This is a genomic window from Afipia sp. GW821-FHT04G03, from assembly GCF_059419985.1.
Genome location: NZ_JBWKSV010000001.1, coordinates 1,645,906 through 1,657,718, shown reverse-complemented (window position 1 = coordinate 1,657,718; position 11,813 = coordinate 1,645,906). Strand labels below are relative to the sequence as shown.

Sequence of the window (11,813 nt, the reverse complement as noted above, 5' to 3'; positions counted from 1 at the left end):
TGTGATGGCGTCCAACACCGCATCGCCGACCATGGATGGAGCGCCGGCCGCACCGGCGACGGAGACGATCAGCACACGCCGGCTGATCGCGTTCCTCATCATGGTGTTCGGGATGTTCATGTCGATCCTGGACATCCAGATCGTCTCGGCATCGCTGTCCGAAATTCAGGCCGGTCTGTCGGCCAGCACCAGCGAAGTGGCCTGGGTCCAGACCTCCTATCTGATCGCCGAGGTGATCGCGATTCCGCTGTCGGGATTTCTCTCGCGCGCGCTCGGCACGAGGTTGCTCTTTGCGATTTCCGCCGCTGGCTTCACCGCGGCGAGCTTCATGTGCGGTCTGACCTCCACCATCGAGCAGATGATCCTGTGGCGGGCGATCCAGGGCTTCGTCGGCGCGGGCATGATCCCGACCGTGTTCGCCTCGGCCTACACGGTGTTTCCGCGCAGCAAGTTTCACATCGTCGGCCCGATCATCGGCCTTGTCGCGACGCTTGCGCCCACCATCGGCCCGACGGTGGGCGGCTATATCACCGACCTGATGTCATGGCACTGGCTGTTTTTCATCAACATCGTGCCCGGTATCGGCATCACCATCGGCGTGCTGGCGCTGGTGGATTTCGACGAACCGAATTTCAAGTTGCTCGAGCATTTCGACTGGTGGGGCCTTGCCGCGATGGGCGGGTTTCTCGGCTCACTCGAATACGTGCTCGAGGAAGGCCCGCGCAACGACTGGCTCCAGGACGAGTCGATTTTCTTTTTCGCGATCGTTTGCGTCATCTCCGCGGTCATCTTCTTTTATCGCGCGCTGACGCAGAAAGAGCCGATTGTCGATATCCGCGCCTTCACCGACCGCAACTTCGCGCTCGGCTGCATGTTCTCGTTCTGCGTCGGCATCGGCCTCTACGGCCTGACCTATGTCTATCCGCGCTATCTTGCCGAGGTGAGGGGTTACAGCGCGCTGATGATCGGCGAAACCGTGTTTGTCTCGGGTGCTGCGATGTTCCTCAGTGCGCCGATCATCGGGCGAATGATGACCAAGGTCGACCTGCGCTACATGATCGCAGCGGGTCTCATGATCTTCGCGCTCTCCTCATGGATGATGACCGGGATCACCCGTGATTACGATTTCTACGAACTGCTGGTGCCGCAGATCCTGCGTGGCGTCGGCATCATGATGGCGATGGTGCCGGTCAACAACATCGCGCTCGGTACGCTGGCGCCCGCACGGCTCAAGAATGCCTCGGGGTTGTTCAACCTGACGCGCAACCTCGGCGGCGCGGTCGGGCTTGCCGTTATCAACACCGTGCTCGACCATCGCACCGACCTGCACATCTCGCGTCTTCACGACAGGGTCACATGGGGCAACTCGGTGGCGGTTGAGACGCTCAACATGCTGACGCAGAAATTCCAGGGCGCGGGCAACGCCTCGCTGATGGCGTTGAAGCAGCTCTCGCTGATCGTGCACCGGCAGGCGGTGGTGATGAGCTTCGGCGACGCGTTTTTCATCCTGACGTGCTTTTATCTCGCGCTGAGCGGGCTGGTGTTCTTCGTCAACAAGCCCAGCATGGCCGGTCCGCCGCCCGACGCGCATTGAAGAAGCCGCGCGGCCGTGGCAAACACGGTCGCTCTTCAATGACGCGAGACACCTATGAGTTTCATCAGTGGCGTCGGACTGACGGCGTTCGGCAAGCATGACGGCCGCTCGACGCTCGACCTGATGAGCATGGCGGCCGAGAGTGCGCTGTCGGACGCGGGCCTCAAACGCGGTGACATCGACGGCCTGCTGACCGGCTATTCCACCACCATGCCGCATCTGATGCTGGCGACCGTATTCGCCGAGCATTTCGGCGTGCAGCCGTCCTATGCGCACGCCATTCAGGTCGGTGGCGCGACGGGTCTCGCGATGGCGATGCTGGCGCATGAACTGGTGGAGGCGGGTGTCGCCAAAACCATTCTCGTGGTCGCGGGCGAGAACCGTTTGACCGGACAGGCGCGCGACTCCGCGATGAGCACACTCGCGCAGGTCGGGCATCCCGATTATGAGGTGCCGCTCGGCCCGACCATTCCCGCCTATTACGGGCTGCTCGCGTCGCGCTACATGCACGACTACGGGCTCACGCAGGAGGACATGGCGGAGTTCGCGGTGCTGATGCGCAAGCACGCGATGCTGCATCACGGCGCGCAGTTCCGCGATCCGATTACTGTTGCGGACGTGATGGCGTCACGCGAAATATCGTCGCCGCTGAAATTGCTCGACTGCTGTCCGGTGTCGGACGGCGGCGCGGCCTTCATCGTCAGCCGCGAGCCGACCGGAGATCATCATGTCCGCGTGCTGGGCTGCGGGCAGGCACATCTGCATCAGCACGTCACGGCGGCGCGCAGCCTCTCCGACGTGGGTGCGGCAGTTGCCATGGAACGCGCGCGCGAGAAGGCGGGCGTCGATCCGCGCCATATCAAATACGCGGGCATCTACGACAGCTTCACCATCACGCTGGCGATCCTGATCGAAGAGCTTGGTCTGGCCGCGAGGGGCGAGGCTGCCGCTCGCGTACGCAACGGCGATTTCGGCATCGGCGGTGCGCTGCCGCTGAACACCCACGGTGGGCTGTTGAGTTATGGTCATTGCGGCTGCGGCGGCGCGATGGCGCATCTGGTCGAGACGCAATTGCAGATGACGGGCAGGGCGGGTGCGCGGCAGGTGCGCGATGCGTCGCTCGCATTGCTGCACGGCGACGGCGGCGTGATGTCGTCCCATGTCAGCATGTTTCTGGAGCGAGTGCGATGAGCGGCGCAACAGACCTCAAGGGCTGGCCCGACGGCGCCGACGCTATTCTGTATCAGTCCTGCGGCGCGTGCCGTCACCTCTGGTATTTCCGCCGCGCGTTTTGTCCCGCGTGCGGCGATGCTTCGCCGCAAACCCATCAGGCCGGCGGCAAGGGCACGGTCTATGCCGCGACGCTGGTGCGGCGCGCGGCGACGCCGGAGGCTAGGGCCCATGTGCCGTATGCGATCCTTCTGGTCGACATGACGGAAGGCTTTCGCATGATGGCGCATGGTGACCACGATCTGAAAATCGGGGACGATGCCGTTGTGCAATTCCGGCCGTTCGCCGGTCTGAGCACGCCGTATTTCGTGAAGGGCTGATTTCGCGGACATTTGCCGCTATCACCGCAAGTGCGGCGCGTCGCCGCGCGCACATTGCGGGATTTTCATTGCCCGGTACAAAATTTGCCGCAATTATTGCGCAAGAAATCATCAGCGGCACACGCAACGTGAGTCCGCATTGCTCAAACGCGGGAGGATCGCATGAATTTGAAGTTTGCGTTTATCGCGACCCCGCGAGTCCTGCGCGTTCGCGCCTCGGCATCCGGATACCCCCTCGGTTAACCTCGCGGTCCTCCGCATAAGGTTGCCGGCTGCCGTCGGTTTTCCGATGGCTCGTCCGGGGTTGTCCGGTTCGATTTTCCGCGAACCCGGACGTCCAGCTTCCACAACCTGATTTTTTACACGCGACGATTGCGCGCGGCGTTGCCGCTGCGTCGTCCATTCCATGGAGTCGGCTTGCGCATGCGCAGCCGAAACAAGTCATGACTCATTCTCGTAAGCGGAAATCTCCCGCGATCAACGCGGTGTTGCCGTTCGTCTTCCGTCACTGGCGCAATCAACCGGTGCGCTTGACCGTGGTCGCCGGCGGCCTGATCGCCGCGGCGGCCGCAGATGTCTTCATGCCGCTGTTCGCAGGAAAGCTGGTGGACGCGGTCGCGTTGGCCGCGACCGACCAGGCCGCCGCACACCGCGCCGCCATGATCGCATTCAGTGCGATCGTGGCGCTCGGCTTTGCGGCGATGGTGTTTCGTTTCGTCGGACTGAAAGCCATTCTGCCGTTCACGCTCCGCATCATGTCGGACGTGGCGCAGAAGGCCTTCGTGCGAATCCAGCGGTTCTCGACGGACTGGCACGCCAACAGCTTCGCCGGATCGACCGTGCGCAAGATCACGCGCGGCATGTGGGCGCTCGACCTGATGAACGACACCATCCTGATGGCACTGGTGCCGTCGCTGGTGGTGCTGCTCGGCTCGACGATTCTGGTCGGATGGCACTGGCCGGTGCTCGGTGCGGTGATCGCGCTGATCACGGTGATCTATGTCGCGATGACGGTCGCTCTGACGACCAACTACATCGCGCCGGCGGCGCAATTGTCGAATGCGCTCGACACCAAGGTCGGCGGCACGCTGGCCGACTCGCTGACGTGCAACGCCGTGGTGAAATCGTTCGGTGCGGAGACGCGGGAAGATGCCCGCGTGTCCGGTGTGCTCGGCAAGTGGCGACGCCGCGCGGGCCGCACTTGGCTGCGCTACACCTATGTCGGCACCGCGCAGCACGCGGTGCTGGTGCTGATGAGCGCGTCGGTGATCGGCGGCGTGCTGCTGCTGTGGATCGCGGGCCGCGCCTCGCCGGGCGATGTCACTTATGTCGTGACGACATACTTCGTCATTCACGGCTATCTCGGCGATATCGGTCAGCACATCAGCCATCTGCAGCGGTCGGTGAACGACATGGAGGAACTGGTCGCGATTCACGATGAAGCCATCGGCATTGCCGATGCACCCGACGCCGTGCCGATGAAGGTCACCGGCGGCGGCATCGTGTTCGACGATGTGACGTTCCATTATCGCGGGCACGACACGCCGCTCTACGACCGGCTGACGGTCAACATCAGGCCGGGCGAGCGCGTCGGTCTGGTCGGCCGGTCGGGCTCGGGCAAGACGACGTTCGTCAAGCTGGTGCAGCGGTTGTACGACGCGACCGGCGGCCGCATCCTGATCGACGGTCAGGACGTGGCGAAGGCGACGCAGCAATCGCTGCGCAGCCAGATCGCCATCGTGCAGCAGGAGCCGGTGCTGTTTCACCGCTCGCTGGCGGAGAACATCGCCTATGCGCGGCCGGGTGCGACCATGCGCGAGGTGGAGGAAGCGGCGCGGCTTGCCAACGCGCATGACTTCATCATGCGGCTGCCGAAGCGTTACGAAACGCTGGTGGGCGAACGCGGCGTGAAACTGTCGGGCGGCGAACGTCAGCGCGTGGCGCTGGCGCGCGCCTTCCTCGCCGACGCGCCGATCCTGATTCTGGACGAGGCCACCTCAAGCCTCGACTCGGAATCGGAAGCCTTGATTCAGGAGGCGATGGACCGCCTGATTCAAGGCCGCACGGCGATCGTGATCGCGCATCGTCTGTCGACGGTGCGCAGCCTCGACCGGATTCTGGTGTTCGACCGGGGCCGGATCGCGGAGGAGGGGACGCATGCGTCGCTGGCGCGGCGTCCCGACGGCATCTACCGCGCGCTGTTCGAGCGGCAGGTGTTCGAACTCGACCGCATGTCGGCGGCTGAGTAAAGCTAAGGCGGCGGCGATATTCGACTAGCGCAGGTTGACCATTTTCCTGGTGACGGCGCTGGTGTCCTGAAAATCGTCGCCGTCAATCAACGGCGGAACGAGATGCGGCGCGACGGTGTAAACGGCAAAGCCGCTTCGCGTCCGCTTGGCCTGATAAAGTGCGTGGTCGGCGCGCTCCAGCAGTTCGTCGGGTGTTGTTTCGTCGCCGGACATCAATGCGATGCCGACGCTGGTGCCGATCTCGATGGTGTAGCCCTTGATGTCGTAGTTGGAGCCGATGTCCTCGACGATACGTTCCGCCAGTGCCGTGGCCTGTTCGCGTGCCGCCACACCGGTCTGCACCAGCACGAACTCGTCGCCGCCGAGCCGCACCAGAAGATCGCTCGCCCGCGTCAGGCGCGACAGCCGTTGCGCCACCTCCTTCAGGATCGCATCGCCGATGGGATGGCCGTAAAGGTCATTGGCCGCCTTGAAGCGGTCGAGATCGAGGCTGTGGACGGCGATGCCGTAGCCGTTGCGCTGCGCGTCGGCCATCACCGTATCGAGATTATCATTGAGGCCGAGGCGGTTGGACAAACCGGTCAGCGCATCTTGTTGTGCGAGGCCTGCGAACTTGCGCTTGAGGGTCAGCTGGCTGACGGCGGTCGCATAGGCGTGCTTGATAATCTCGAACGCGCCGAACAGAAACATCAACGTGATGATGCCGAGGCAGATGTAGATCACGCCGCCATGAAGAATGCAGGCGATACTTGGCGGAATGGCCACGATCAGGACATTCAGCAGAGCGAGACGCGGACGATAGGCCACGCGCATGATTGTGCCTGCCGCATAAGTGGAAATAACGCCGATGATGAGCATGTGCACAGTCGGGAAGGGAAGCATGAAGCAGCGAACGCCGATCGCGCTGACAACGACGGCGGTCGCAATACTCCGGATCGCGAACCGGCGTTCCCAAAGCGCAGCCGAATTGCGCGAAAGCCGCTTCGCACCGTCGGTGCGATGATAGCGGCGGATCATCCATATCCGTTCGAGTGAGATCACGACAGCGATCAGCGTCAGCGCGAGGATGTAGAAGTCGCCGGTCTCGGCAAAGATGGCCGCGCCGATCACGCATTGGCTGAGCAGGAAGACAACGATCGACGGTGTCGCACTGAAGAGATCGGCGATGATCTCGACGTAGATGCCGTCCGGAAGCCGATGAGGCCGCAGCAACTGCAACGATGAGATGGCCATGATTCGCAAGTTCCCGAGCCTCGCTATCGAGGCTGACCGCTTCTTCTATCGAGGCTGAGTAAAATGAAGCGTCTGCAGAAAGGTCAAACTTGACCGGTCTGGAACCGGCTGCGGCCCAAATGGTGAGGGGCCCGGCGTGTTCCGCCGGACCCCTCGTTGGCTTCGTGGGCCCATGCGGACCGCACGTCGATAAAGCATCAGCCAGCCTGTAAGCCGGGTTCTGTAGGGCCTGCATGATTTGCACCACGCAGACGTGACGGCCATTCCTCTGGGACGCCGATTACCCGGCGCCTCAAGCAACCTACCCGGACAGCGGGCCTGACATCGCCCCGCGGAGTTATCGTCCGAAGACGAACTCGCCGCTGTGCCGTCCCTATTCGGTTTTGCTCCCGGTGTGGTTTGCCATGCCGTCTCTATTGCTAGAAACGCGGTGCGCTCTTACCGCACCTTTTCACCCTTACCGCGCCATTCCTTGCGGAGGGCGAGGCGGTTCGTTCTCTGTGGCACTTTCCCTGGGGTCACCCCCGCCGGACGTTATCCGGCACCGTATGTCGATGGAGCCCGGACTTTCCTCCCCGGCGACCTTTCGATCCTTGCCGGGGCGGCCGTCCAGCCGACTGACATCCGAGTGATGGGCGCGCCGGCGCGCGAGGTCAAGAGGTGAGCTGGGTTTCCGCCGGCATCAGTGCAAGCAGATCGCTCAACGTGGTCAACGTCGACTGATCGGCGACGCCGTCCACCCGCTCGGGGCGGAAGTGGCGCTGGAAGGCGGCGACCACGTCCATAGTGTTGGTGTCGTATTGTCCGTTCAGCGGCACGCCGTAGCCGAAACTGGCCAGCGATTTCTGCAAATCGAGCACGTCCTCGCCGGACGCGCCGAGCAGCTTCTGGGTGCCGCTCACAATAGGCGCGGGCTCGACCCACAGCCCGACACCGGAATCCGCCAGCAGACGCCATGGAAATTTCTCGCCGGGATCTTTCTTGCGTCCGGGCGCGACATCCGAATGGCCCAGCACGCGGTGCTTCGGAATATCGCGGCGGATCATGATGCCCTTGCACAGCGCGATCACCGCCGCAGTCTGGCGCAGCGGAAAATCGGTGTAGCCGAGGTCGTGACCGCGATTGACGATCTCGACCCCGATCGAACAGGAGTTGATGTCGGTGTCGCCGCTCCAGGAAGCTGCGCCTGCGTGCCACGCGCGCGCGGCCTCACGCACCAACTGGACGATGTTGCCGTCCTCGAGCACGACGTAATGCGCGGAGACTTCGGTGCCCTCGGTGCACAGCCGCACGATGGCGCTCGCGGCATCGGCCATGCCGGTATAGTGCAGGACGATCATGTTCGGCGACAGTAGACCCTTGCGGTCGCCGTAGTTCGGCGACGGCGTGACGGTCGAGACGACGGATGAATCCGGCACGAAACTTGTCATGTCAGCAGTACCCCCAGGTGAAATGTCGGGACGCTGACGCCTCGAATCAAATCCAGCAGACTCAAACGATCCTCAAAGCCTACAGGGACGCGAAACGGGGCGAGAGAAGGGCGGTATCGGAGTGAAACCCTGATGTGCACCGGGCGCAATCCGGGCGGGTTCCATGAACCATTTTACCCCCAGAGTATTCCGGGCTCGATCGGATGCCGGACCCGAGGCCAAAAGGACGCCATTAAACGTCGATCTTCGGCGTCAACGATTCCTTAACGATAACCGTCGCTACTGAAGGATGAAGAGTCGCGCCAAAAAGGGGTGGCTGCGGTTTCGTCGATGCGCAAAAAGTCCCGCGAAAAGTCCGATGGCTGGCCAGAAAATCCCATGCGGAACCTCGAATTTGCGGCGAGTCATCGCAAGCGCCTCTTTGTTCAGGTCGATCTGGGCCCCGGAACGGTCCAATCTGGGGCTGTTCGGCCGGGATCTGGCGGATCGGCCCGGATATTCGGGCCGGCACGCGGCCGTTTTTCACCGGCAGGCTTTTGAAATGTCGCCCGACGATGCACCAGTGCGCCATGTCCCGGTTCTCGGCCGCGAAGCGGTCGAGGCGCTCGCGCCGCGCGAAGGCGGAATCTATGTGGACGCCACATTCGGCGCGGGCGGCTACAGCCGCGCGATCCTGAAAATTCCCGGAACCCGCGTCATCGGCATCGACCGTGACCGCACCGCCGTCGCCGGCGGCTTCGATCTCGTAGACTCTTCCGACGGCCGGCTGACGCTGGTCGAGGATCGTTTCTCAAATCTCGCGGATGTCTGCGCTGCGCAAGGCGTGACTGCGATTGATGGCGTCGTCATGGATGTCGGCGTTTCCTCGATGCAGCTCGATCAGTCAGGGCGTGGCTTCTCGTTCCGTCTCAACGGCCCGCTCGACATGCGAATGGGTCAGGATGGCCCGACCGCTGCCGATGTGATCGCGAAGGCGTCCGAAACGGATTTGGCCAACATCATCTATATCTTCGGCGAGGAGCGGCATTCCCGCGGCGTCGCCCGCGCTATTGTCGCCGCGCGGAAAGAAGCGCCGATCACGACGACGCGCGCGCTCGCCGACATCGTGTCGCGCGTGGTGCGTTCCAAGCCGAACGAGATTCATCCCGCAACCCGCACCTTCCAGGCGCTGCGCATCTTCGTCAACGAGGAACTGGACGAACTTCATGCGGCGCTGGTGGCCGCGGAGCAGATGCTGAAACCCGGCGGACGGCTGGCGGTGGTGTCGTTCCATTCGCTCGAGGATCGCATCGTCAAGAATTTCCTGAATGAGCGCGGCAAGCGCGGCGGCGGCTCGCGGCATCTGCCCGACGTCAAGCAAGCGATGCCGAGCTTCGAGATTCTCACCAAGCGTCCCATCGTCGCAGACGAAGCCGAGGTCGCGGACAATCCGCGCGCGCGCTCTGCAAAACTCCGCGCCGCGGCCCGCACCGATGCGCCGGCGCAATCCGAGACCGCTTCCTTCGACTGGCCCCAACTCGTCGACGTGATGAGGGGAGGCTGACATGCGCATCATCCACCTCTTCGTCATCTGCGCGCTGGTGTTCGCGGCGTCCTACGTCTACCGCATCAAGATGGAATCCACCGTGCGGACCGAGCGCGTGATAAAGCTGCGCGCCGACATCCGTGAGCAGCGCAATTCGATTGCCGTGTTCAAGGCGGAGTGGGCCAAGCTGGAAACGCCCAAGCGTTTGCAGGAAATGGCCGCGCGCCATCTCTCGCTGCGCTCGATCGAAGCCACGCAATACGACACGCTGAAGAACCTGCCGCCGCGCCCGCCGAGCTTCGTCAAGCCGGGCGATCCCGATCCGATCGGCACCATGATCGAAAGCGTCGATCAGGAAGCGCTCGCCGAAGGTCCGCAGGACGCGGATTCCGTCACCGGCTCGGTGCCTTCGCCGGAGGGCACGCAATGACCGATCACGCCCTCACACCCGCACGGCCCCCGGAACCCTGGCGGCAGCGGCTGATCCGCACGCTGCTTTACGGGCGGAATGTCGATCGTGCCGCCAAGGCCCGCGCGCGCGTCGGGCTTGCGATGATTGCATTCGCGGCGGTCTTCAGCGTCATCGCTGGCCGCCTTATCATGTTCGCCGTGAACGGCGACGGCCATGGCGCGCGACGCACGGCGTCGCAGGACGCCATCGCCACTGCGCGCCCCGACATTCTGGACCGCAACGGCACGATCCTCGCCACCGACGTGAAGACGCCGTCGCTGTTCGGCGAACCGCGACGCATCATCGACAAGGACGAGGCCATCGAGCTTCTCACCGCGACGCTGCCGGATATCGACGCCGGCGAAGTGCGCGACCGGCTGTCGTCGCGCAAGGGCTTTGTCTGGCTGAAGCGCGAGATCACGCCGCAGCAGCAGAAGGAAATCTATCGCCTCGGCGTGCCCGGCATCGGCTTCCTGCGCGAGAACAAGCGGGTCTATCCGGCCGGTGCGGTGGTATCGCATCTGATCGGCCATGTGAACATCGACAACCAGGGCATCGCCGGAATCGAGAAGTGGCTCGACGGCAACGGTCTCGCCGATCTGCATCGCGCGGGCTTCGCCACCGACCGCCTGCAAAAGCCGGTGGAGTTGGCCGTCGATCTGCGGGTCGAGCACGCGTTGCGCGACGAATTGCTCAAGGCGAAAACAAAATACAAGGCCAAGGCTGCCGCGGGTCTGGTGTCGAACGTGCAGACTGGCGAAATCATCGCGATGGTCTCGGTGCCCGATTACGATCCGAACAATCCGCGCGAGGCCAACGATCCGACCCGTATCAACCGCCTGACCACCGGCGTCTATGAAATGGGGTCGACGTTCAAGTCGCTGACGCTGGCGATGGCGCTGGATTCAGGTCGCGCCACGGTCAACACGCTGTACGATGCGCGCGCGCCGCTGGTGTACGGCAAGTTCAAAATTCACGACACGCACAACCTTGGCCGCTCCGTGCCGATGTGGGAAGTGTTTACCGAGTCCTCCAACGTCGGCGCCGCGCGCGTCGCTCTGTCGATGGGCGTCGAGGCGCACAAGGCGTTCCTGCGCAAGCTCGGACAGCTCACGCGGCTGCGCACCGAGTTGCCGGAAAGCGCCGAGCCGATCGTGCCGAAGCGCTGGGGCGAACTGAATACAATCACCATCGCGTTCGGCCATGGCATGGCGGTCGCGCCGTTGCAGGCGGTGATGGGCATCAACGCGCTGGTCAACGGCGGCTATCTCATTCCGCCGACGTTCCTGAAGCGCTCCCGCGACGACGCCATGCAACTCGCCAAGCGGGTCGTGAAAACCGAGACCAGCAACAGCATGCGGTACCTGATGCGGCTGAACGCGGAGAAGGGTACGGCGCGCAAGGCCGACGTCAAAGGTTATTATGTCGGCGGCAAGACAGGCACCTCGGAAAAGGTCGTCAACGGGCGGTATTCCAAAAAGCAGGTGCTGAATTCCTTCACGGCGATCATGCCCGCGGACAACCCGCAATATCAGCTCCTGATCATGCTGGACGAACCGCAGGGACTGCCGGAAACCCATGGCTTTATTACCTCCGGCTGGAACACGGTGCCGACCGGCGGCAAGGTCATCGAGCGGATCGCTCCTCTGCTTGGAATGACGCCGAGGTTCGATTTGCCGCCGTCCGAGCGCCTTATTCTTGCGGCATCGAAGGAAAGCCGGTAACCGCACGATTCACGGGATCGCGTGGGCGTATTCCGCAAGGTGGCACCGGTTTTGCGG

The 11,813-nt window shown here is 63.3% G+C and carries 9 protein-coding genes and 1 other RNA gene; 7 read left to right on the top strand and 3 right to left on the bottom strand.

The genetic code is table 11. From position 1 onward, the window contains the following. Positions 1-4 precede the first annotated feature (4 nt). From AC07UB_RS07850 to AC07UB_RS07835, 4 genes are all read left to right on the top strand, one after another. Positions 5-1,594, top strand: coding sequence for a DHA2 family efflux MFS transporter permease subunit (locus tag AC07UB_RS07850; RefSeq protein ID WP_494651475.1), 1,590 nt, complete (start codon positions 5-7; stop codon positions 1,592-1,594). A gap of 54 nt (positions 1,595-1,648) precedes the next feature. Beyond that, positions 1,649-2,785, top strand: coding sequence for a thiolase family protein (locus AC07UB_RS07845; RefSeq protein WP_494651477.1), 1,137 nt, complete (start codon positions 1,649-1,651; stop codon positions 2,783-2,785). Further along, positions 2,782-3,144, top strand: a complete 363-nt coding sequence (locus AC07UB_RS07840) for a Zn-ribbon domain-containing OB-fold protein (RefSeq protein ID WP_494651479.1) — start codon at positions 2,782-2,784, stop codon at positions 3,142-3,144. The genes AC07UB_RS07845 and AC07UB_RS07840 overlap by 4 nt, the downstream gene beginning before the upstream one ends. A gap of 443 nt (positions 3,145-3,587) precedes the next feature. Further along, positions 3,588-5,393, top strand: a complete 1,806-nt coding sequence (locus AC07UB_RS07835; protein WP_494651481.1) for an ABC transporter ATP-binding protein — start codon at positions 3,588-3,590, stop codon at positions 5,391-5,393. Between the two features lie 24 nt (positions 5,394-5,417). Here the strand turns inward: AC07UB_RS07835 and AC07UB_RS07830 are convergent, their stop codons facing one another. The 3 genes from AC07UB_RS07830 to AC07UB_RS07820 form a co-directional block, all read right to left on the bottom strand. After that, on the bottom strand, positions 5,418-6,626 hold the full coding sequence (locus AC07UB_RS07830) for a diguanylate cyclase domain-containing protein (RefSeq protein WP_492792512.1): 1,209 nt from the start codon (positions 6,624-6,626) through the stop codon (positions 5,418-5,420). Positions 6,627-6,819: 193 nt separating this feature from the next. Next, an RNA gene (rnpB, locus tag AC07UB_RS07825) (RNase P RNA component class A) lies at positions 6,820-7,247 on the bottom strand. A gap of 32 nt (positions 7,248-7,279) precedes the next feature. Then, positions 7,280-8,056, bottom strand: coding sequence for an N-acetylmuramoyl-L-alanine amidase (locus AC07UB_RS07820; protein ID WP_492792513.1), 777 nt, complete (start codon positions 8,054-8,056; stop codon positions 7,280-7,282). Positions 8,057-8,597: 541 nt separating this feature from the next. On the opposite strand from AC07UB_RS07820, the gene rsmH reads away from it, so the two are divergent. From rsmH to AC07UB_RS07805, 3 genes are read left to right on the top strand one after another with little or no spacing between them, the layout of a single operon-like run. Then, positions 8,598-9,599: a 16S rRNA (cytosine(1402)-N(4))-methyltransferase RsmH gene (gene rsmH / locus AC07UB_RS07815; protein WP_494651484.1), complete on the top strand. Its 1,002-nt coding sequence runs from the start codon at positions 8,598-8,600 to the stop codon at positions 9,597-9,599. A 1-nt stretch (position 9,600) separates the two neighbouring features. After that, on the top strand, positions 9,601-10,011 hold the full coding sequence (gene ftsL, locus AC07UB_RS07810; RefSeq protein ID WP_492792515.1) for a cell division protein FtsL: 411 nt from the start codon (positions 9,601-9,603) through the stop codon (positions 10,009-10,011). After that, positions 10,008-11,756, top strand: coding sequence for a peptidoglycan D,D-transpeptidase FtsI family protein (locus tag AC07UB_RS07805; RefSeq protein WP_492792516.1), 1,749 nt, complete (start codon positions 10,008-10,010; stop codon positions 11,754-11,756). Before ftsL ends, AC07UB_RS07805 begins: the two co-directional genes overlap by 4 nt. Positions 11,757-11,813 lie beyond the last annotated feature (57 nt).

Bases quoted from the DNA above. Each gene is read 5' to 3' on its own strand.
- AC07UB_RS07805 (WP_492792516.1), top strand. From the start codon at position 10,008: ATGACCGATCACGCCCTCACACCCGCACGGCCCCCGGAACCCTGGCGG.
- AC07UB_RS07830 (WP_492792512.1), bottom strand. From the start codon at position 6,626: ATGGCCATCTCATCGTTGCAGTTGCTGCGGCCTCATCGGCTTCCGGAC.
- AC07UB_RS07835 (WP_494651481.1), top strand. From the start codon at position 3,588: ATGACTCATTCTCGTAAGCGGAAATCTCCCGCGATCAACGCGGTGTTG.
- ftsL (WP_492792515.1), top strand. From the start codon at position 9,601: ATGCGCATCATCCACCTCTTCGTCATCTGCGCGCTGGTGTTCGCGGCG.
- AC07UB_RS07850 (WP_494651475.1), top strand. From the start codon at position 5: ATGGCGTCCAACACCGCATCGCCGACCATGGATGGAGCGCCGGCCGCA.
- AC07UB_RS07840 (WP_494651479.1), top strand. From the start codon at position 2,782: ATGAGCGGCGCAACAGACCTCAAGGGCTGGCCCGACGGCGCCGACGCT.
- rsmH (WP_494651484.1), top strand. From the start codon at position 8,598: ATGTCGCCCGACGATGCACCAGTGCGCCATGTCCCGGTTCTCGGCCGC.
- AC07UB_RS07820 (WP_492792513.1), bottom strand. From the start codon at position 8,056: ATGACAAGTTTCGTGCCGGATTCATCCGTCGTCTCGACCGTCACGCCG.
- AC07UB_RS07845 (WP_494651477.1), top strand. From the start codon at position 1,649: ATGAGTTTCATCAGTGGCGTCGGACTGACGGCGTTCGGCAAGCATGAC.